The following is a 21,354-nucleotide window of genomic DNA, read 5'->3' on the forward strand; positions in this document are numbered from 1 at the left end:
CAGGTTTGAACACCTACAAACGTCTATGTGATGCCTCAGGTTCCGCCGCGCTAGACCGCCGGCACGTCCCAGACTTCGCCCGGCCGCAAGGCGCGAAAACGTTGCCGCGGCAGGCCGGCAGCATCGAGCGCTTCGCCGAGCTTTCTGGGCGGCTCGTCGATCGGCTCGTTGGTGAGCCGGAACGTGCCCCAGTGACAGCCGGCGGCATAGGCGGCGTTGCACAAAAGCATGCCTTGCACCGCCTCCTCCGGATCCTGGTGATGTGGCGCCATGAACCAGCGCGGCTCGTAGGCGCCGATCGGCAGGATGGCGAGGCGGAACCCGCCGTGCTTTTGCGCCATCAGCCGGTAATTGATGCCACCGTGGAAGCCGGTATCGCCGGCGAAATAGATCTTTGCGTCGGGTGTCTCGACGACGAAACCCGCCCACAGCGCCATCCGCCGGTCGCGAGTACCGCGGGCCGACCAGTGGTGCACCGGCTCGACATAGACGGCGACGCCATCGCCGATATCGACCCGGTCGCCCCAGTCATGCGCGGAAAGCCGCATACGGGGCACGGCAGCGCCGATGATCGTGTCGTTGCCGAGCGGCGTCAGCAGCAGCGGGTCGTGTCTTGTCTTCAGGCGCTTCAGCGTGGCGAGGTCGAGATGGTCGTAATGGTTGTGGCTGACCAGCACGAGGTCGATCGGCGGCAAATGCGAAAAGGCGATGCCCGGCGGATTGACGCGTTTCGGACCGGCGAAGGAGAGCGGCGAGACACGCCGCGACCAGACCGGGTCGGTCAGGATGTTCAGGCCGGCTGTCTGGACGAGCAGCGAGGAATGACCGACCATGGTGAGGCGGAGCGCCGCACCATCGATGCGCTCGACCGGTCTTGCCGGTGGAAACGGGCTCGGATCCGCCGCCGGCCATTTCGAGCGCTCGCGGCTCAATTGCCATTTCAACAGATCGGCAAAGCGACCCGGCGGCCGTCCGTTGGGATTGAAGAACAAGGTGCCGTCGAAATGATCGCTGGGCGGCCCGCTGTAATAGCGGTTGGCGGCTCTCTTTCTCGCGGCCAAGAAATCGGCTCCCTGCAGTTTGCTGATCCCAAGAGATAATGCCGGAGCCGGCCCGCACAAGCATTTGAGGTGAACGCCAAGGATTTGGCGCCAGCGCGCCGTATCGAATCAACCGGAGGTGTCGGCCAAACGGCCAAGGCGTAACGCAATTCAGGCAATGTGCATTTTGCGACAAATTTGCAACATTACCGGCGCAAACCGTATTTTAACCATATCGGGTTGAAATTTCGCCACCTTCGCCATCTTGGTGAGGGGGACATTGCGCGGACGGCACCCCCAGCCCGATCCGACGGAGGTTGAAGAATGAAAATTTCGAAAACCGGCCTGCTGGCCGTATCGCTGGCCGCGCTCGTTGCGAGCGGCTGTTCAACCTCACGGTTCACATCAATGGACGAGCAGCAGCCGGCGCCGCTGGAAGCTGCGCCCGCCGGCAAGGTGACTGCAAACCAGCTGCCGCCACCGGCGACACCCGGCCCGGCCGACCCGTCGAAATTTCCTACCGCGCCGCAGAACACCCAGGTCGCCTCGCTGCCGCCGGACGGGACGGCGCCGGCCGGTGCGGCCGACCTTACCGCGTCCAGCGTCGCCGGCGTGTGGAAGGCAAGCGTGTCCGGCCAGAGCTGTCAGGTGGCGACGCCGCAGACCAAATTCGGTTCGGGCTACCGCGCCGGACCGCTGCATTGCCCGGCGCCGCTCGATGGCATCAAATCCTGGAACGTCGCCGGCAAACAGCTGACGCTCTTTGACGAGAATGGCGGCACGCTGGCACGGCTCTATTCTTCGGGCGGCGAGAAATTCGACGGCCAGACTTCCAACGGCCTGCCGATCTCGCTTACAAGGTAAGTGAACGGCCCCCCATTGTTACGCAATTCCGGACGGAAAACCGTTACACACTTTTCCTGGAATTGCCTCTTTTGTTTTTTACGCAATTCCGGACAGAAAACCGCTACACACTTTTCTTGGAATTGCTCCGGAACGACGTGACCAATGCATCTGCGTGACGGCCTCCAGACCCATGCGACCGTCAAGCAGCGCTATGACCATCTGGTCGAGACGGGCGCCATCGGGCGCGATCCGGCGCAGGAGCGGATCGCCGCTGCGCTCGACCGGCTGATCGAAGAGATATCGGCAAAGCGGCTGGCGCAGAAATCAAGCGCGCTGGGGTGGTTGTTCGCTCGCAAGCGCGAGGTGCACGAGGCGGTCAAGGGCCTTTATATCCATGGCGGCGTCGGCCGCGGCAAGACCATGCTGATGGACATGTTTTTCGAGCTGCTGCCGGTGCGGCGCAAGCGCCGGGTGCATTTCAACGACTTCATGGCCGACGTGCAGGACCGCATCCAGAAGCACCGGCAGGCTCGCAAGAACGGCACGGCCAAGGAGGACGACCCGATCCCGCCGGTGGCGCGCGCGCTGGCCGAGGAAGCCTGGGTGCTATGCTTCGACGAGTTCTCCGTCACCGACATCGCCGATGCGATGATCCTGTCAAGGTTGTTTTCGGCGTTGTTTGCCAATGGCGTGGTGCTGGTTGCCACTTCCAACGTCGCGCCGCAGGATCTCTACCGCGACGGCCTGAACCGTCAGTTGTTTTTGCCGTTTGTCGCTATCCTGGAGCGCCACGCGCAGGTGCTGGCGCTTGACGCCGACAAGGATTACCGCCTCGACAAGCTCAGCCGCATGCCGGTCTACGTCACCCCGGCCGATGCCGCCGCCGACCATGCGCTCGACGACGCGTGGGCGGTGATGACGCATGGCAGGCCGACGGCCGAGACGATGCTGACGGTGAAGGGCCGGCACGTCGTAGTGCCGCGTGCTGCCGGCGAGGCGGCGCGTTTTTCCTTCGCCGATCTCTGCGAGAGGCCGCTCGGCGCCCGCGACTATCTTGCCATTGCCAGCCGTTTCTCGACCATCTTCATCGACCATGTGCCGGTGCTCGGCGAAGGCAAGCGCAACGAAGCCAAGCGCTTCATCCTGCTGGTCGATACGCTCTACGATCATCATGTACGGCTGGTGATGAGCGCCGCGGCACCGCCGGCGCAGCTCTATACGGCCAAGCGCGGCAACGAAGTCTTCGAGTTCGAGCGCACCGCATCGCGGCTGATCGAGATGCAGAGCCACGACTGGCTGGAGGACTGGGCGGAGAGGCAGAGGGCGCAGGGATCATCGACCGAGGCACGGCAGGCTCAGGCGTGAGGGATAGTACAGAAGGGGCCGCTGCCGCCGGCGCCTATAACCGATAAACATACATGACGAACCCCTCCGCCGGCCCATGCGGCTCTTTTCGCGACTCGTAAAGTGCGCGAGCAGCAACATTGTCCGGCTCGGTGCCGACCCACGCCTCCTCACAGCCATGCTCGCGACCGAGTGCGAACATGGCGCCGAGCATCCTCGTCGCAATGCCCTGGCGTTGAAAGGCCGGCGCCACGCCGACCTCGTCTATGTAGAGTTCGCTCACCTTGTCCGGGTGGCGGTGGATGACGGCTGCGCATTGGCCAACGACGATGCCGTCGGCGAGGGCCACGACCATGAAATGACAGGGCTCCGCGAGATAAGGCGGAGAGCCGATCCGGCCTGACCGGCTCGTCGAAGACTTCATCGGCAACCCGCATCACAAGGGCGTCATCGTCAGGAAACAGCCTTCTGATTTCCAGTGCCATTGTGTAGAATTCCTCTAGCCGGCTTCAGAATTTTGACGTTTACGTAATTCCCATTGTTTCTAACCGATTGAAATTACTCACTCCAAAATAATCGTTTGAATTTTTGTGCGGCCGGGGCTATTGCGTGCGGCGAATTTCGCGGTTCCGCAGCATTCCGGCCTCTTCCTCCGACGCCGTCATCAAATCGTCAAGGATTTGGGCGCCGTCATAGTCAAAGGGAAAATATCCTGACATGGCACGCAACAAGATAGCGCTCATCGGCTCGGGCATGATCGGCGGCACCCTCGCCCACATGGTCGGCCTCAAGGATCTCGGCGACGTCGTGCTGTTCGATATCGCCGAAGGCATCCCGCAAGGCAAGGGGCTGGACATCGCGCAGTCGTCGCCAGTCGATGGGTTCGACTCCAGGCTGACCGGCGTCAACGACTATGCCGGCATCGAGGGTGCCGATGTCTGCATCGTCACCGCCGGCGTGCCGCGCAAGCCCGGCATGAGCCGCGACGATCTTCTAGGCATCAATCTGAAGGTGATGGAGCAGGTCGGCGCCGGCCTCAAGAAATACGCGCCGAAAGCCTTCGTCATCTGCATCACCAATCCGCTCGACGCCATGGTCTGGGCGCTGCAGAAGTTTTCCGGCCTGCCCAAGAGCCATGTCGTCGGCATGGCCGGCGTGCTCGACAGTTCGCGCTTCCGTTATTTCCTGGCCGAGGAATTCAAGGTCTCGGTCGAGGACGTCACTGCCTTCGTGCTCGGCGGCCACGGCGATTCCATGGTGCCGATGATCCGCTATTCGACGGTTGCCGGCATCCCGCTGCCCGACCTCATCAAGATGGGCTGGACCTCGAGGGAGCGGCTCGACCAGATCGTGCAGCGCACCCGCGACGGCGGCGCCGAGATCGTCGGCCTGCTCAAGACCGGCTCTGCCTTTTATGCGCCGGCAGCTTCGGCCATTGCCATGGCCGAAGCCTATCTCAAGGACAAGAAGCGGGTGCTGCCCTGTGCTGCCTATCTCTCCGGCCAATATGGCGTCAAGAACACCTATGTCGGCGTTCCCGTGGTGATCGGCGCCGGCGGCGTCGAGCGGATCATCGAGATCGAGCTCGCGAAGAACGAGCAGAAGATGTTCGACAATTCGGTCGCGGCGGTGCAGGGCCTGTGCGACGCCTGCGTCAAGATCGCTCCGCATCTCGCGGCCAAGTAAGCCGGTAACCAAGCCCGCCAAGCAAGCTGGAGACATAGCGCATGAACATCCATGAGTATCAGGGCAAGGCGCTGCTGAAAGGCTTTGGCGCACCCGTGGCCGAGGGCGTGCCGGTGTTCAAGGCGAGCGAGGCGGAAGCTGCCGCCAAGGCGCTGCCCGGCCCACTCTATGTGGTCAAGAGCCAGATCCATGCCGGCGGCCGCGGCAAGGGCAAGTTCAAGGAGCTCGGGCCCGATGCCAAGGGCGGTGTCAGGCTGGCGAAGTCGGTGGCCGAGGTCGTCGCCAACGCCAAGGAGATGCTCGGCCATACGCTGGTCACCAAGCAGACCGGCCCGGCCGGCAAGCAGGTCAACCGGCTCTATATCGAGGACGGCGCCGACATCGAGCGCGAGCTCTATCTGTCGATCCTGGTCGACCGCTCGGTCGGGCGCGTCGCCTTCGTCGTCTCGACCGAGGGCGGCATGGACATCGAGGCGGTCGCCCACGACACGCCGGAAAAGATCATTACCGTCGCCATCGACCCGGAAAAGGGCGTGACGGCCGACGATGTGAAGAAGCTCAACGCCGCACTGAGACTCGACGGCGACGCCGCCAAGGATGGCGCGACGCTGTTTCCGATCCTCTACAAGGCGTTTGTCGAGAAGGACATGAGCCTGCTCGAGGTCAACCCTTTGATCGTCATGAAGAACGGCCGGCTGCGCGTGCTCGACGCAAAAGTGTCGTTCGACAACAATGCGCTGTTCCGTCACCCGGACGTGCTCGAATTGCGCGACACCACCGAAGAGGACGAGAAAGAGATCGAGGCGTCGAAATACGACCTCGCCTATGTCGCGCTCGACGGCAATATCGGCTGCATGGTCAACGGCGCCGGCCTTGCCATGGCAACGATGGACATCATCAAGCTCTATGGCGCCGAGCCCGCCAATTTCCTCGACGTCGGCGGCGGTGCGTCGAAAGAAAAGGTGACGGCGGCGTTCAAGATCATCACCAAGGATCCGGCGGTCAAAGGCATCCTGATCAACATCTTCGGCGGTATCATGAAGTGCGACATCATCGCCGAGGGCGTCATCGCAGCAGTCAAGGAGGTCGGCCTGCAAGTGCCGCTGGTGGTGCGGCTGGAAGGCACCAATGCCGAGCTCGGCAAGAAGATCATCAACGACAGCGGGCTGAACGTGGTGTCGGCCGATGACCTCGATGACGCAGCCAAGAAGATTGTCGCGGCGGTGAAGGGCGACTGATGCATCGGTTGCTGGCCATAGCGCTCTGCGGCATGGCTTTTTGGGCCAGCGCTGCTGCGGCCGCGGATAGTTCGAAGTCGCCCGCCTGGATCGGCAAGAGGGTCAATCTCTTCATGAACTTATGTCCGGCAACGGCGCCCAGCTTCGGCCGGTTCAACGCGGTTGCCCGGCAAAGCGGGTTCAAGGCCGGATCCGACGGGCTGCAAGTCTACAAGGCTACGGAAATCGTTGCCTCAATCAAGAGTTCGAACGGTCGCTGCGACTGCCTGGTCTCCTTCGGCACCAACGATCCGAAGCTGGCCGCCAACATGATCCTGAAAAGGCTTCTGACCAAATATGGCAGCAGTTTCCAAGCCGATGATGACCCCAAGTCCCTTGGTGAATTGAGAACATCTAACGGCAATTTATCGGTGCAGATCGTGACGATCCGGCGCGCCGGGGGCCGATGGATCGGTGCTGTCGTTCACGGAAACCAAAAATGCCCAGCTTGAAAACAGAACTTCAGGGTCAAGGTCGATAGGTGATGCCTCCGCACAAGATAAACCTCGTCGAGGCGGCGGATCAGAAGATCAAGAAGGTCTTCGATCCGCATATCGCCGGCGACGTGAACGACAGCCAGGTCAAGATCGCCAAGTTCGGCGACGTCTTCGACTGGCACGCGCATGACAATGAGGACGAGGCGTTCCTGGTGCTGCGCGGGCGCATCGCCATCGATTTCCGCGACGGCACGGTGGAGCTTTCCAGCGGCGAGTTCATTGTCGTGCCGCGCGCCGTCGAGCACCGGCCGCGCTCGCTAAGCGAGGAGCCGGTGGTGCTGATGTTCGAGCCGGCAACGACGCTCAACACCGGCAATGCCAAAAGCGACCTTACCGTCGCCGAGCTGAAGCGGTTGTGACCATGAGCGCGCGGCCTTCCCCGATCAACGGTTTTTGAAAAGGACCACCATGTCCATTCTCGTCGATAAGAACACCAAGGTGCTGGTGCAGGGCCTGACCGGCAAGACCGGCACGTTCCACACTGAACAGGCGCTGGCCTATCACGGCACGAAAATGGTCGGCGGCATCCACCCCAAGAAGGGCGGCGAAACCTGGACCGGCGCCAAGGGCGAGGCACTGCCGATCTTCGCCACCGTAGCCGAAGGCAAGGCCAGGACCGGCGCCAACGCTTCGGTCGTCTACGTGCCGCCGGCGGGTGCTGCCGAAGCGATCCTGGAAGCGATCGAGGCCGAGATCCCGCTGATCGTCTGCATCACCGAGGGCATACCGGTGATGGACATGATCAAGGTCAAGGCGAGGCTCGACCGTTCGACGTCGCGGCTGATCGGGCCGAACTGCCCCGGCGTGCTGACCCCCGACGAATGCAAGATAGGCATCATGCCCGGCAACATCTTCCGCAAGGGCTCGGTCGGCGTTGTTTCCCGCTCGGGAACGCTTACCTATGAGGCGGTGTTCCAGACCACCAATGTCGGCCTCGGCCAGACCACCGCCGTCGGCATCGGCGGCGATCCGGTCAAAGGCACCGAGTTCATCGACGTGCTGGAGATGTTCCTCGCCGACGACGAGACCAAGTCGATCATCATGATCGGTGAAATCGGCGGTTCGGCCGAGGAAGACGCCGCGCAGTTCCTCAAGGACGAGGCAAAGCGCGGCCGCAGCAAGCCGATGGCCGGCTTCATCGCCGGGCGCACCGCGCCGGCGGGCCGCACCATGGGCCATGCGGGCGCGGTCATCTCCGGCGGCAAGGGCGGCGCGGAAGACAAGATCGCGGCGATGGAATCGGCCGGCATCAAGGTTTCGCCATCGCCGGCCCGGCTGGGTACGACGCTGGTCGAGGCGATCAAGGGAATAGGGGAGTAAGGGAGTACGGGAATAGGGGAGTAAGGAACAAGACGAGGGCATTTGCCCTACTCCCTTACTCCCCTATTCCCTTACTCCCCTCCAACAAAGGAGACGAAGCAAAGGCTTCGACAGTGACATGGCAAGACAAGATCAGGCCAACGACCAGTTTTCGCTTACCTCTTTCCTCTATGGCGGCAATGCAGATTACATCGACGCGCTCTATGCCGCCTATGAGGACGATCCCGCGTCGGTCGATCCCGAATGGCAGGACTTCTTCGCGGCGCTGAAGGACGACGCCGGCGACGTACGCAGGAATGCCAAGGGCGCGTCATGGGCCAAGCCCTCCTGGCCGATGCAGGCTAATGGCGAGCTTGTCTCGGCGCTGGACGGCAATTGGGGCCTCATCGAAAAGCACATCGAAAAGAAGGTCAAGGACAGGGCAGCCGGCAACGGCGCAGCCCTTTCCGACGCCGACGTGCATCAGGCGACGCGCGATTCCGTCCGCGCCATCATGATGATCCGCGCCTTCCGCATGCGCGGCCACCTGCACGCCAATCTCGATCCGCTTGGCATTGCCAAGCCGCTCGAGGATTATAACGAGCTGTCGCCGGAGAATTACGGCTTCACCGAAGCCGACTACGACCGGCCGATCTTCCTCGACAATGTGCTCGGGCTGGAATTCGGCACCATCCGGCAGATGCTCGACATCCTGACCCGGACCTATTGCTCGACGCTCGGTGTCGAATTCATGCATATTTCCGATCCCGAGGAGAAGGCCTGGATCCAGGCGCGCATCGAGGGCACCGACAAGGAGATCTCCTTCACCGCCGCCGGCAAGAAGGCGATCCTGCAGAAGCTGGTCGAGGCGGAAGGCTTCGAGCAATTCATCGACGTCAAGTACAAGGGCACCAAGCGCTTCGGCCTCGATGGCGGCGAGTCGCTGATCCCGGCGCTGGAGCAGATCATCAAGCGCGGCGGCCAGCTCGGCATGAAGGAGATCGTGCTCGGCATGGCGCATCGCGGCCGGCTGAACGTGCTGTCGCAGGTGATGGCCAAGCCGCACCGCGCCATTTTCCACGAGTTCAAGGGCGGCTCGGCCGCGCCCGACGAGGTCGAGGGCTCGGGCGACGTGAAGTACCATCTCGGTGCCTCGTCGGATCGCGAGTTCGACGGCAACAAGGTGCATCTGTCGCTGACCGCCAATCCTTCGCATCTGGAAATCGTCGACCCGGTGGTGATGGGCAAGGCGCGCGCCAAGCAGGACTATCTGTTCGGCCGCAGCCGCGAGGAGATCGTGCCGCTGGAAGAGCGCGCCAAGGTGCTGCCGCTGCTGTTGCATGGCGATGCCGCTTTTGCCGGCCAGGGCGTGATTGCCGAAATCCTCGGCCTGTCGGGCCTGCGCGGTCACCGCGTCGCCGGCACGCTGCATTTCATCATCAACAACCAGATCGGCTTCACCACCAACCCGCGCTTCTCGCGCTCGTCGCCTTATCCGTCGGATGTGGCCAAGATGATCGAGGCGCCGATCTTCCACGTCAACGGCGACGATCCGGAAGCGGTGGTCCATGCCACCAAGGTGGCGATCGAATTCCGCATGAAGTTCCACAAGCCGGTGGTGGTGGACATGTTCTGCTATCGCCGCTTCGGCCATAATGAGGGCGACGAGCCGGCCTTCACCCAGCCGATCATGTATCGCAAGATCCGCAACCAGAAGACGACCATGCAGATCTATGCCGACCGGCTGATCGCGGAAGGCCACATCACCCAGGCCGAGCTCGAAAAGGTGAAGGCCGATTGGCGGGCGCATCTCGAGCAGGAATTCGAGGTCGGCCAGCACTACAAGCCGAACAAGGCGGATTGGCTGGACGGCGCCTGGTCCGGCCTGCGCTCGGCCGACAACCAGGACGAACAGCGGCGCGGCAAGACCGCGGTGCCGGTCAAGACGCTGAAGGAGATCGGCAAGAAGCTAACCGAGGTGCCGAAGGATTTCGAGGCGCACAGGACGATCATCCGCTTCCTCGACAACCGCCGCCAGGCGATCGAGTCGGGCGAAGGCATCGACTGGTCTACGGCCGAGGCGCTGGCCTTCGGCGCCATCCTGCTCGACGGCAATCCGATCCGGCTGTCCGGCCAGGATTCGGAGCGCGGCACGTTCTCGCAACGCCATTCCGTGCTCTACGACCAGCGCGACGAGACACGCTACATACCGCTTAACAATCTGTCGGCGGCGCAGGCCGGCTTCGAGGTCATCAACTCGATGCTGTCGGAAGAGGCCGTGCTCGGCTTCGAATATGGCTACTCGCTGGCCGAGCCGAAGGCGCTGACGCTGTGGGAAGCGCAGTTCGGCGACTTCGCCAACGGCGCCCAGGTGGTCTTCGACCAGTTCATCTCGTCGGGCGAGCGCAAATGGCTCAGAATGTCGGGCCTCGTCTGCCTGCTGCCGCACGGCTATGAAGGCCAGGGGCCGGAGCATTCGTCGGCCCGGCTCGAGCGCTTCCTTCAGCTTTGCGCCGAAGACAATATGCAGGTCGCCAACGTCACGACGCCAGCCAACTATTTCCACATACTGCGCCGGCAGTTGAAGCGGGACTTCCGCAAGCCGCTGATCCTGATGACGCCGAAGTCGCTGCTGCGCCATAAGCGGGCGGTATCGACGCTGCCGGAGATGTCGGGCGAAAGCGCCTTTCACCGGCTGCTGTGGGACGATGCCCAGCTGCTGTCGGGCCAGGCCATCAAGCTCACCAAGGATTCGAAGATCCGCCGTGTCGTGCTCTGTTCGGGCAAGGTCTATTACGACCTCTACGAGGAGCGCGAGAAGCGCGGCATCAACGACATCTATTTGCTGCGCGTCGAGCAGCTCTATCCGTTCCCGGCCAAGGCGCTGATCACCGAACTGTCGCGCTTCCGCAATGCCGAGATGGTGTGGTGCCAGGAGGAGCCCAAGAACATGGGCGCCTGGTCGTTCATCGATCCGTATCTCGAATGGGTGCTGGCGCATATCGACGCCAAGCATCAGCGGGTGCGCTATACCGGCCGGCCGGCGGCCGCCTCGCCGGCGACCGGATTGATGTCGAAGCATCTCGCCCAGCTTGCCGCCTTGCTCGACGACGCGCTTGGTGAATAGAACAGAACCGAAAGAAACGGACAGGCACAATGGCAACCGAAATCCGCGTCCCGACACTTGGTGAATCCGTCACCGAGGCGACCATCGGCAAATGGTTCAAGAAGGTCGGCGACGCGATCGCCGCCGATGAGCCGCTGGTCGAGCTCGAAACCGACAAGGTGACGGTGGAAGTGCCGGCCGCCGCCGCGGGCACGCTCGCCGAGATCGCCGTCAAGGAAGGCGAGACGGTCGGCGTCGGCGCACTGCTCGGCACGATTTCGGCAGGCGCCGGCGCGGCAGCCAATGCCGCCGCTCCGGCAACGAAGCAGGAGGCGGTGTCGCAGGCCTCGGCTCCGACTGCGGCCTCGAGCGTCAGGCAGGCCGCTGCCGAGACGGCCAAGATCGCCGGCGACGCCGGCGCGATCGAGACGCGCACCATGCCGCCGGCGCCGTCGGCGGCAAAGCTGCTGGCCGAGCACAATCTCGCAGTCGACCAGGTGTCGGGCTCGGGCAAGCGCGGCCAGGTGCTGAAAGGCGACGTGCTCGACCTTATCGCCAGGGGCGCGCCGTCGCAGCCGGCCGAAATGCCGAAGGCAGCGCCTGTACCGGCACCCGTTGCCGCGCGCGCGCCGTCCCCGGCCGACGATGCGTCGCGCGAGGAGCGCGTGCGCATGACCAAGCTGCGCCAGACCATCGCGCGCCGCCTCAAGGAAGCGCAATCGACCGCCGCCATGCTGACCACCTTCAACGAGGTCGACATGAGCGCGGTGATGGCGCTGAGGAGCAAATACAAGGACGTGTTCGAGAAGAAGCACGGCGTGAAGCTCGGCTTCATGGGCTTCTTCACCAAGGCGGTCACCCATGCGCTGAAGGAGATCCCGTCGGTCAATGCCGAGATCGACGGCACCGATATCATCTTCAAGAACTACGCTCATATCGGCGTTGCCGTCGGTACAGAGAAAGGCCTTGTCGTGCCGGTTGTGCGCAATGCCGACCAGATGTCGATCGCCGAAATCGAGAAGGACATCGGCAGGCTGGGGCTTGCGGCGCGCGACGGCAAGCTGTCGGTTGCGGATATGCAAGGCGGCACGTTTACGATTTCCAACGGTGGCGTTTACGGGTCGCTGATGTCGACGCCGATCCTCAATGCGCCGCAGTCCGGCATTCTGGGTATGCACAAGATCCAGGAGCGGCCGGTGGTGGTCGGCGGCCAGATCGTCATCCGGCCGATGATGTATCTGGCGCTGTCCTACGACCACCGCATCGTCGACGGCAAGGAAGCGGTGACGTTTCTGGTGCGGGTCAAGGAAAGCCTGGAGGATCCTGAGCGGCTGGTGCTCGACCTCTAGGGGCGGCCGACGTGAGCCGGAGCATGGATCTGCGCCGCCGGATGAGTTCGTCTCGTTTCCGGTCCGGTTTGTTTGTCACAATCTGCGCACTCGGCGTGCAGACGGTCTCCGCGGCCCTCGCCGCCTGCCCGCTCGAGCTCGCCGTCTATGGCGATCCTGAAAACGCCGCCGAGATCGATTTCAGGCCGACCGGCGAGTCGGCCGCCGTCACCAACAGCTTCAAGATGGTGCTCGACAAGGGCGTCGTGCTCGACGGCATCGTCATGTGGACCGAGGGCGCGGCGCGGCCGCATGGCTCGCTGATGTACAAATGCCCGGCCGGCGACGTCACCGGCGACGAGCTCGCCGCCTGCACCGTGTGGGAGGGCGTCATCTACACTGCCGACGACCAGGGCAATATCGCGTTGCTGCCGGGCGAAGGAAAGGATGCGCCGAAGAAGCTGATCTTGCCTGACTTGGGAGCGTCGTTGCAGATGTCGGCCGCCTATGGCGCCAACGGCTTTTCCCAGGTGCCCTGGGACGTCTTTGCCCTGAAGGGATGTCAGGAATGAGCGCGAGCGGAAAGATCCTGCTGGTGACCGGCGGCAGCCGCGGCATTGGCGCCGCTACATGCAGGCTTGCCGCCAAGGCCGGCTATCGCATTGCGGTCAATTACGCGTCGAATGCAAAAGCCGCCGAAACGGTGGTCGCCGACATCGAGGCTGCTGGCGGAGAAGCCTTCACAGTCAAGGCCGATGTCGGCAGCGAGACGGACGTATTGGCCATGTTCGAGGCTGTCGATGGCCGTTTCGGTCGACTCGACGCGCTCGTCAACAATGCCGGCGTGGTCGACCAGAGCGCGCGCGTCGACGAGCTTAGCGCTGCAAGGCTGGAGCGCATGATGCGCATCAATGTGATCGCGCCGATGCTTTGCGCCCGCGAGGCGGTGAAGCGGATGTCGACCAGGCATGGCGGCAAGGGCGGCGCCATCGCCAATGTTTCTTCGATCGCGGCAAGGCTTGGCGGGCCGGGTCAATATGTCGACTATGCCGCCTCGAAGGGCGCGGTCGATTCCTTCACCATCGGGCTTGCCCGCGAAGTGGCCGGCGAAGGCATTCGTGTCAACGCGGTCAGCCCGGGCATCATCGACACCGAAATTCATGCCTCCGGCGGGCAGCCGGATCGCGTCGAGAGAATGCGCAAGGTGGTGCCCATGCAGCGCGTCGGCACCGCCGAGGAAGTCGCAGCCGCAATTCTCTGGCTGCTGTCGGACGAGGCGTCCTACACAACAGGCGCCAATCTGGAAATCGGCGGCGGCCGCTAAAGCAAAAGGGACAGTATCATGGCCTATGACGTCGTTATCATCGGATCGGGACCAGGCGGCTACGTCTGCGCCATCAAGGCGGCGCAGCTCGGTCTGAAGACGGCGGTAGTCGAAAAGAACCCGACCTTCGGCGGTACCTGCCTCAACATCGGCTGCATCCCGTCAAAGGCGCTGCTGCATGCGTCCGAGATGTTTGCCGAGGCCGGCCATTCCTTCGACGCGCTCGGCGTCGAGATCGGCGCGCCCAAGCTCAATCTTGGGAAGATGATGGCACACAAGGATGCGACGGTGACGGCCAATGTCAATGGCGTCGCCTTCCTGTTCAAGAAGAACAAGATCGACAGTTTTCGTGGCACCGGCAAGGTGGTTGCGGCCGGCAAGGTGTCGGTGACCTCCGATGACGGCAAGGTCGAGGAGATCGAGACCAAGAACATCGTCATCGCCACCGGCTCCGACGTTGCCGGCATTCCCGGCGTCAAGGTCGATTTCGACGAGAAGGTGATCATATCGTCGACCGGCGCGCTGTCGCTGGACAAGGTGCCGGGCCATCTGGTGGTGGTCGGCGGCGGTGTCATCGGTCTGGAACTCGGCTCGGTATGGGCGCGGCTCGGCGCCAAAGTCACCGTGGTTGAGTTCCTTGACACCATCCTGGGCGGCATGGATGGCGAGGTCTCCAAGCAATTCCAGCGCCTGCTGTCGAAGCAGGGTTTTGAATTCAGGCTGGGCGCCAAGGTGACCGGCGTCGCCAAGGCCAAGAAGGGGGCGACGGTCACCTTCGAGCCGGTCAAAGGCGGTGCGGCCGAGACGATCGAGGCGGACGCGGTGCTGATTTCGACGGGACGACGGGCCTATTCGGACGCTCTCGGGCTGAAGGAGACCGGCGTCGACGTCGATGAGCGCGGCCGGGTCAAGACCGACGGCCATCTCAGGACCAACGTGCCTGGCATCTATGCCATCGGCGATGTCATCGCCGGGCCGATGCTTGCACACAAGGCTGAGGACGAGGGCGTGGCGGTGGCCGAAACCATCGCCGGGCAGGCCGGTCATGTGAACTATGACGTGATTCCGAGCGTCGTCTACACCACGCCGGAAATCGCCTCGATCGGCAAGACCGAAGAAGAATTGAAAAAGGCCGGCGTCGACTACAAGGCCGGAAAATTCCCGTTCAGCGCCAATGGCCGCGCGCGCGCCATGCTGCACACCGACGGCTTTGTGAAAATCCTGGCCGACAAGGCCAGCGACCGTGTGCTCGGCGTCCACATCGTCGGCTTCGGCGCCGGCGAGATGATCCACGAGGCGGCGGTGCTGATGGAGTTCGGCGGCTCGTCGGAAGACCTTGCCCGCACCTGCCACGCCCATCCGACAATGTCGGAAGCGGTGAAGGAGGCGGCACTGGCGACGTTCTTCAAGCCGATCCATATCTGAGCGGTTGAATCGCAGGCGACGGTGGCGATTGGCGAAAGCGGGCTGGTAGCCAATCTCCCCCAAGTGGGGGAGATGTCCGGCAGGACAGAGAGGGGCGCGAAGGATCACCACAGACGGCTTCCATTCTGAACCGCAGATGGATTCCAGGGTCTCCGCGATGTCGCTTCGCTCCTGCTCCGCGCTGGATGACGAAGATGAAGTTAGCCCATGGCTAATCGCAGCTCAGAGCATCGACTGCTGCTCCCAAAAACGAAACGGCCCGCCTTTCAGCGGGCCGTTCATATATTAAATCAGCAGTCTGATCACTGAGCCGGCGCCGGCGCTGGTGCTGGTGCTGGTGCCGGGGCTGGCGCAGGGGCCGGAGCGGGTGCTGGCTCTGCCGGAGCGGGAGCCGGAGCGGGCGTTGCCGGAGCTGGCGCAGGAGCCGGTTCGGCTGGCTTCATCGGCTCGGCAGGTGCTGGGGCCGGAGCCGGTGTGCTGGCTGCGGGCGGTTCGGCAGGCGCAGGTGCCTCGCTACGTCTTCCAAAAACATAATAGGCGACAATTGCCAGGATAACGACGACCAGTGCAATCAGCCAGCCGCTGCCGCCGCCGCGTGGCCGTGCGGTACCCGGTGAGGTGAATGGGTCGTTCGGATTGGGTGTGTTCGCCATAAAAGTGTCCTCCGTGGATGAAAAACATCAAGTAATAGCCATCAACGTACAATCGTTGAATCGGTTTCACATTAGGCGTTGAAAACGCCGAAAACAGGGCAATTCTGATCTGGAATCGCTCGCAGGCATGCATTTCCACCGCAAAATGGGTTCGATCGAGCCAAACCGAACCTTTTTCGGTTTCTTGGCACGAAGCGCGGCTGGTCCGCCGTCGCGCCACGAGTAAGGGCTGGTCCCGCCTCGGCAATGATTCGGTGTGCAACTCCGCCGTGTCGTTCAGTTGACGGCGGTCACCGTATAGCCGGTCTTGCGGAAACCCTCGACCAAGCCTTGCGCTCCGGGAAGGTGCATGGCGCCGACCGCCATGAAGACATTGCCGTGGGCGAGGATCGGCGCTGCACGATCGACCATCACCTTGTTGCGGCTGGTGATCATGGTCTGCTCGAATTCGGCGTAACCCGATTGGTCGTCGACCTGTTCGGGGATGACGGCCCGAAACAGCGGTACATACATGCCAGTGTCGCCACGCCGGTAAAGCACGATCATGGTTTCGTTGACGTCGTTCACCTTGTCGCCAAGCTTCAGCGTATCGACCAGCCCCTTCAGGTGAAAGGCGATCGGCAGCGAAGCCATGGCGCGCAGCTGGTCGGCGATTGTCTCCAGCCCCTCGACCGATTTGCCCGAAGCCTCGGCGTCCTTGGCAAGCTTGACGTCGAGCACCGGCGCACCGCCAGCCTGGCGGGCGACTTCGCATACAGGTAGCGCCACCATCGCCGACAGCAACCAAGGTTTCATCTTGGCGACGGTCGCTGGCGGGATGCCACGCGCATCGAGCGCCTTGTTGACCACCGCCGCATCCTCCGGCGACAGCAGCGACGAAAGCGTCGTCTTGTCGGTGAACATCATCAGATCCGGCTCTTTCAGCAGTGCTGCCATCATCTTCTGCTTGTCGAGCACTTCGGTGGTCTCGATGATGACGGTGCCAGCCGCATCGAATGCCTTCTGCGCGGCGGGTGGCAGCGTGGTGACGCGCGGGTCGGTAACGTGCATGGTGCCGAACAGGAAGGACGGTTTTTCGCCCGATTTTTCGAGCTTCCACAGCAGGCCCTTGCCGTTCGGCGTCGCTGCCGCGTCTGCCTCGATCTTGCGGTAGGCAGCCGGGTCGTCCTTTTGCAGCGCGCTCAGCATATCGCTACCGCCGCAGGCCGAAGTCTCGGCGCGTGCCTTGCCCGCGGCGAGCAGCGCGACGATGAGGAAAGAGAGGAAAAACAGGGCGTTGAGCGCGACGAGCAGCTTCAGCGACATATGGGTCGCGCGGTCGGCGATGGCGATGAGGCGTTTCATGCTGCGCTTCTAGGCGCAAAAAGCGGCAAAACGGTTAACCGGCGCATCAAAATTGTTGCGAGATGGCCACCGACACATGCATCGATCACGCACGAGGATGAGCTGCTTCGTAAATCTCGAGCAGCCTGGCGGTGTCGACGCCGGTGTATATCTGGGTTGTCGACAGGCTGGCGTGGCCGAGCAACTCCTGGATGGTGCGCAGGTCGCCGCCGCGCCCTAGCAGATGCGTGGCGAAGGAATGGCGCAGCGCATGCGGCGTCGCCGTGTCGGGCAGGTTGAGCGCCGAGCGCAGCTTGGCCATGTCGCGCTGGACGATTGCCGGGTTGAGCGGGCCGCCGCGGGCACCGCGAAACAGCAGGCCCTTGGGATCGAGATGCCAGGGACACAAGCGGCGGTATTCGGCAATCGCCCGCAGTGCCACCGGCAGCACCGGCACCAGCCGGGTCTTGCCACCCTTGCCGGTGACGCGCAGCACGGTATCACCAGGTGAGGAAAGATCGGCGCCCGACAGGCCGAGCGCCTCGGAGATCCGCAAGCCGGACCCATAGAGCAGGGTCAGCACGGCGGCGTTGCGCGCGGCAATCCACGGCTCCTCCGCCAGTTGGCCTTCCACCGAGACGACGTGTTTTGCATCGCTTGCGGTCAGCGGCTTGGGCAGCGATTTCGGCTGCCGCGGCGCGCGCAAGGCTGTCGCACCTGCCGCATTGGCGAGGCCGCGCCGTTCCAGGAAACGCAGCAGCGAGCGGATGCCGGCCAGCCCGCGCCCGAGCGTGCGGGCGCCGGCGCCCTCGGCACGGCGGGCAGCGAGAAAGCCGCGCAGATCGGCGGGGCGCAGATCGGCGATGTCGGAAATGCCGGGCGAGCCGCCGCAATGGCCGGTCAGGAAATGCAGGAACTGGCGCGTGTCGCGCTCATAGGCCTCGACGGTTTCGGGCGATAGCCGGCGTTCGCGCGCCAGCATCTTCAGCCAGGCCTCGCGCGCCGCCTGCAGGTCGGGTTTTGCCGGTATGAGGAATTCCTGCATTGCACTCTTCCAGTTCCCCGCCATCTTCCGGCACGCGGGTTAGGAAGCGGTGAAGAGCGGCGTCATTGAAATGACGACGGGCTGGGGTTAGAGCAAGGCAAAGGATTTTCCGCAGATGATCAAGCCGCAAAACCCCGTCCAGATGGCCGTGATCGGTGCCGCGCATGGCATCAAGGGCGAATTGCGCGTCAAGAGCTTTACCGGCGACCCGCTGGCGCTGGCCGATTACGGTCCGCTCTACGCCAGGGATGGCCGCGCCTTCCAGATCGTCGACATCAGGCCCGCCAACACCGTGGTGGTGGTGCGGTTCAAAGGCGTCAACGACCGCAATGCCGCCGAGGCGCTGGCCGGCACCGAATTGTTCGTCGACCGTTCGGTGTTGCCCGATGAGGGCGAAGAGGATGAATTCTACCATGCCGACCTCGTCGGACTGGAGGTCAAGGATGACATCGGTGCCATCATCGGCAAGGTCGTCGCCGTGCATAATTTCGGCGGCGGCGACATTCTCGACGTGACGCTGGCGGGGCGCAAAGGCGTGCTCATCCCGTTCACGCAGGCCGCTGTTCCGGAAGTGTCGATCGCCGGCGGCTTTGTCCGCGTTGATCCAGCCGCCGCAGGGTTGGTCGAGGACGAGGACGGCGAGCCTCCCGCTGACGACGGTTTCGACCCCAAGGGCAGGCCGCGCGGGCCTAGGGACGCCGGAGGCAACCGGTGAGTTTTTCGGCTTCGGTGCTGACGCTCTATCCCGAGATGTTTCCCGGCGCGCTTGGCCTGTCGCTGGCCGGCCGCGCGCTCGAGACCGGCATTTGGTCGCTCGAAACGATCCAGATCCGCGACTTTGCCAGCGATCGTCACCGTACCGTCGATGACACGCCGGCCGGCGGCGGCGCCGGCATGGTGATGCGGGCAGACGTGCTGGCCAGCGCCATCGACCATGCCTCGCCGGCAGCCGATCCACGTCCGCGCCTGCTGATGAGCCCGCGCGGCAAGCCGCTGACGCAGGCACGGGTGCGCGAGCTCGCCGGCGGGCCGGGTGCGGTGATCGTCTGCGGCCGCTTCGAAGGCGTCGACCAGCGGGTCATTGAATCGCGCGGCCTCGAGGAAGTTTCGATCGGCGACTTCATCCTGTCCGGCGGCGAGCCGGCGGCACTCGTGCTGCTCGACGCCGTGGTGCGCCTGCTGCCCGGCGTCATGGGCAATGCGGTATCGGGCGAGGAAGAGAGCTTTGAAAACGGCCTGCTCGAACATCCGCATTATACGCGGCCGCAGGAGTTCGAGGGCCGGCCGATTCCCGAAGTGCTGATTTCGGGCAATCACAGGAAGATCGCGGCTTGGCGGCGGGCCGAAGCGGAGAGGCTGACGAAGGAGCGACGGCCGGATCTTTCAGCCGCTCAGCCCTTGTCGAAATAGTAGAAAGCCAGGAACAGGCCGACGGCGATGACGAAGCCGCGCACCGCGTTCTGCGGCACGCGCCTAGCGATCCAGACGCCGGCATAGCCGCCCAGCGCGCCACCCGGGATCATGATGATCGCCTGCAGCCAGGCAATGACGCCGCCCGAGACGAAGACGAGGATGGCAACCGCAGCGATGACCACGGCCAGCATGTTCTTCAGTGCGTTCAGCCGGTGATAGTCGCCGGACTGGGTGAGACCGAGCGTCGCCAGCATCATGACGCCCATGCCGGCGCCGAAGAAGCCGCCATAGGCGGCGGTGGCGAACTGCGCCAGCGACCCGACCAGAGAACCCACCGCGGCCTCATGCTCCGGCTTGGGCGCCGGCTTCAGCCATGGCCCGGCAGCAAACAATGCGGTTGCCGCCAGCAGCAGCCACGGCACCAAGGCGCGGAAGGACGGGTTGTCGAGCCCTAGAAGGATGAGCGCGCCAGACAGCGCACCGAGAGCCGAAATGAGGCTGAGCAGCAGTGCGCCGCGCCAGAAATGCTTGATGTCGTGCCAATAGGCGAGCGTCGAGGTGATGTAGCCGGGGAACTGCGTCACCGACGATGTCGCATTGGCGACGATCGGCGGCAGGCCGGCCAGGGTCATGGCGCCAAAGGTTATGAACGTGCCGCCGCCGGCAACGGCATTGACCGCGCCTGATAGAAAGCCGGCGAGAAAGAGCAGGACCGCGTCCAAGATTGGCATGAGGGGTGTCGTCGCTGGAGGAAAATGCTTATCTTCCGGCTTAGGAAGCTTGACGCGCGGGCGCAACCCCCTGGACCACAAGCGATCACGGGATTGCCACAGCGGGCGCCAGCCCAAGAAGCAGCGCAAAAAAGAAACGGCCCAAAAAAGAAACGGCGAAGACGTGACAAAGCGCCGAAATAGCTGTATGTGCGCGCCGAACCGGAAGAAAAATCTGCCAAGAGCGATCTTCTGGCCCGTCAACAATGACGGTGTAGTCGCCCCTGCCCGATGTTCTCGAACAGACGTTCTCGAACGAAGGGCATAGCCGAGCGGTCGATGCGACTGCAAGGCGAGTGTCGGGCGCTCTGACTGTCGGAAGAACAAGAAGTGGATTTTTGAGATGGACATCCTCCGTCAGCTCGAGGCCGAGCAGGCCGCCAAGATCGAAGCCAAGCGCAAGCTCCCCGAATTCCAGCCCGGCGATACCGTGCGCGTCCAGGTCCGTGTGACCGAAGGCACCCGCACCCGCGTCCAGGCCTATGAGGGCGTCGTCATCGCCCGCGCCGGCGCCGGCTTCCAGGAAAACTTCACCGTCCGCAAGATCTCCTACGGCGAAGGCGTGGAGCGGGTGTTCCCGGTCTATTCGCCGATGGTCGAGGGCGTCGAGATCGTGCGCCGCGGCAAGGTGCGTCGCGCCAAGCTGTACTATTTGCGAGACCGTCGCGGCAAATCGGCCCGCATTTCGGAAAACACCGGCGTGCGCGCCCGCAAGCTCAACGACGAAGAGCGCGATGCGCTGAACGCCGAGAAGGCGCGCATCGAGGCCGAGAAAGTGGCCGCCGCCCAGGCGCTGGCCGCCGAGAAGGCCGCGCAGGACGCCGCCGAGAAGAAGGCCGCCGACGAGGCCGCCAAGGCCGCGGAAGCAACTGCCGCCGAATAAGGCGTCTTCAAAACTCATGGTTTTGGAAAGGCGGCTTCGGCCGCCTTTTTATTTCACGAGGTGGATTCGATTTTGCCGGTCCGCAATCGATACGG

The 21,354-nt window shown here is 63.5% G+C and carries 20 protein-coding genes; 15 read left to right on the top strand and 5 right to left on the bottom strand.

Annotated features, from left to right (window positions below):
• Positions 1-50 precede the first annotated feature (50 nt).
• Positions 51-1,061: an MBL fold metallo-hydrolase gene (locus NKI47_RS23110; protein WP_352593777.1), complete on the bottom strand. Its 1,011-nt coding sequence runs from the start codon at positions 1,059-1,061 to the stop codon at positions 51-53.
• A 303-nt stretch (positions 1,062-1,364) separates the two neighbouring features.
• Between NKI47_RS23110 and NKI47_RS23115 the strand changes: the two genes are divergently transcribed.
• Entirely contained in the window at positions 1,365-1,904 is a 540-nt protein-coding gene (locus NKI47_RS23115) for a protease inhibitor Inh/omp19 family protein (RefSeq protein ID WP_352593778.1), read from the top strand.
• 144 nt (positions 1,905-2,048) lie between these two features.
• Positions 2,049-3,251, top strand: a complete 1,203-nt coding sequence (gene zapE, locus NKI47_RS23120; protein WP_352593779.1) for a cell division protein ZapE — start codon at positions 2,049-2,051, stop codon at positions 3,249-3,251.
• A 34-nt stretch (positions 3,252-3,285) separates the two neighbouring features.
• On the opposite strand, the gene NKI47_RS23125 is transcribed toward zapE, so the two are convergent.
• Entirely contained in the window at positions 3,286-3,585 is a 300-nt protein-coding gene (locus tag NKI47_RS23125; protein WP_352593780.1) for a GNAT family N-acetyltransferase, read from the bottom strand.
• A 362-nt stretch (positions 3,586-3,947) separates the two neighbouring features.
• On the opposite strand from NKI47_RS23125, the gene mdh reads away from it, so the two are divergent.
• The 10 genes from mdh to lpdA all read left to right on the top strand — a co-directional run bounded on the left by mdh (position 3,948) and on the right by lpdA (position 15,172).
• Positions 3,948-4,916: a malate dehydrogenase gene (gene mdh, locus NKI47_RS23130; protein WP_023679796.1), complete on the top strand. Its 969-nt coding sequence runs from the start codon at positions 3,948-3,950 to the stop codon at positions 4,914-4,916.
• Between the two features lie 41 nt (positions 4,917-4,957).
• A complete protein-coding gene (gene sucC, locus NKI47_RS23135; RefSeq protein WP_023679795.1) occupies positions 4,958-6,154 on the top strand; it encodes an ADP-forming succinate--CoA ligase subunit beta in 1,197 nt (398 codons plus the stop codon).
• The gene (locus NKI47_RS23140; protein ID WP_352593781.1) at positions 6,154-6,645 is read left to right on the top strand and encodes a hypothetical protein; all 492 of its coding nucleotides are present in this window, start codon (positions 6,154-6,156) and stop codon (positions 6,643-6,645) included. Before sucC ends, NKI47_RS23140 begins: the two co-directional genes overlap by 1 nt.
• Positions 6,646-6,677: 32 nt before the next feature.
• Positions 6,678-7,049 carry a cupin domain-containing protein gene (locus NKI47_RS23145; protein ID WP_023679793.1) on the top strand — a complete coding sequence of 124 codons (372 nt, stop codon included), beginning with the start codon at positions 6,678-6,680 and terminating at the stop codon, positions 7,047-7,049.
• A 49-nt stretch (positions 7,050-7,098) separates the two neighbouring features.
• On the top strand, positions 7,099-8,010 hold the full coding sequence (gene sucD / locus NKI47_RS23150; RefSeq protein WP_023679792.1) for a succinate--CoA ligase subunit alpha: 912 nt from the start codon (positions 7,099-7,101) through the stop codon (positions 8,008-8,010).
• 118 nt (positions 8,011-8,128) lie between these two features.
• Positions 8,129-11,116: a 2-oxoglutarate dehydrogenase E1 component gene (locus tag NKI47_RS23155; protein WP_023679791.1), complete on the top strand. Its 2,988-nt coding sequence runs from the start codon at positions 8,129-8,131 to the stop codon at positions 11,114-11,116.
• Between the two features lie 29 nt (positions 11,117-11,145).
• Positions 11,146-12,444 carry a 2-oxoglutarate dehydrogenase complex dihydrolipoyllysine-residue succinyltransferase gene (gene odhB, locus NKI47_RS23160; protein ID WP_352593782.1) on the top strand — a complete coding sequence of 433 codons (1,299 nt, stop codon included), beginning with the start codon at positions 11,146-11,148 and terminating at the stop codon, positions 12,442-12,444.
• Positions 12,445-12,485: 41 nt separating this feature from the next.
• Complete coding sequence (locus tag NKI47_RS23165; RefSeq protein WP_031212713.1) at positions 12,486-12,995, top strand: hypothetical protein; 510 nt, start codon at positions 12,486-12,488, stop codon at positions 12,993-12,995.
• Positions 12,992-13,747 (top strand): SDR family oxidoreductase, encoded by a 756-nt coding sequence (locus tag NKI47_RS23170; RefSeq protein WP_023679788.1) that lies wholly within the window; start codon positions 12,992-12,994, stop codon positions 13,745-13,747. Before NKI47_RS23165 ends, NKI47_RS23170 begins: the two co-directional genes overlap by 4 nt.
• Positions 13,748-13,765: 18 nt before the next feature.
• The gene (gene lpdA / locus NKI47_RS23175; protein ID WP_023679787.1) at positions 13,766-15,172 is read left to right on the top strand and encodes a dihydrolipoyl dehydrogenase; all 1,407 of its coding nucleotides are present in this window, start codon (positions 13,766-13,768) and stop codon (positions 15,170-15,172) included.
• 929 nt (positions 15,173-16,101) lie between these two features.
• Here lpdA and NKI47_RS23180 read toward each other — a convergent pair.
• Both NKI47_RS23180 and NKI47_RS23185 read right to left on the bottom strand, forming a co-directional pair.
• On the bottom strand, positions 16,102-17,169 hold the full coding sequence (locus tag NKI47_RS23180) for a TraB/GumN family protein (RefSeq protein WP_352593783.1): 1,068 nt from the start codon (positions 17,167-17,169) through the stop codon (positions 16,102-16,104).
• Between the two features lie 85 nt (positions 17,170-17,254).
• On the bottom strand, positions 17,255-18,193 hold the full coding sequence (locus NKI47_RS23185; RefSeq protein ID WP_352456326.1) for a tyrosine recombinase XerC: 939 nt from the start codon (positions 18,191-18,193) through the stop codon (positions 17,255-17,257).
• A gap of 115 nt (positions 18,194-18,308) precedes the next feature.
• Between NKI47_RS23185 and rimM the strand changes: the two genes are divergently transcribed.
• Together rimM and trmD are read left to right on the top strand one after the other, a co-directional pair.
• A complete protein-coding gene (gene rimM, locus NKI47_RS23190; RefSeq protein ID WP_352593784.1) occupies positions 18,309-18,908 on the top strand; it encodes a ribosome maturation factor RimM in 600 nt (199 codons plus the stop codon).
• A complete protein-coding gene (gene trmD / locus NKI47_RS23195; protein WP_352593785.1) occupies positions 18,905-19,603 on the top strand; it encodes a tRNA (guanosine(37)-N1)-methyltransferase TrmD in 699 nt (232 codons plus the stop codon). The genes rimM and trmD overlap by 4 nt, the downstream gene beginning before the upstream one ends.
• Here the strand turns inward: trmD and NKI47_RS23200 are convergent.
• Entirely contained in the window at positions 19,585-20,337 is a 753-nt protein-coding gene (locus NKI47_RS23200) for a sulfite exporter TauE/SafE family protein (protein ID WP_352572230.1), read from the bottom strand. The two genes, trmD and NKI47_RS23200, sit on opposite strands and share 19 nt — an antisense overlap.
• A gap of 382 nt (positions 20,338-20,719) precedes the next feature.
• Here NKI47_RS23200 and rplS point away from each other — a divergent pair, with 382 nt between their 5' ends.
• A complete protein-coding gene (rplS, locus tag NKI47_RS23205; protein WP_023679779.1) occupies positions 20,720-21,259 on the top strand; it encodes a 50S ribosomal protein L19 in 540 nt (179 codons plus the stop codon).
• Positions 21,260-21,354: the final 95 nt, after the last annotated feature.

The sequence above is a fragment of the Mesorhizobium sp. M0633 genome (assembly GCF_040320645.1).
Classification (GTDB): domain Bacteria; phylum Pseudomonadota; class Alphaproteobacteria; order Rhizobiales; family Rhizobiaceae; genus Mesorhizobium.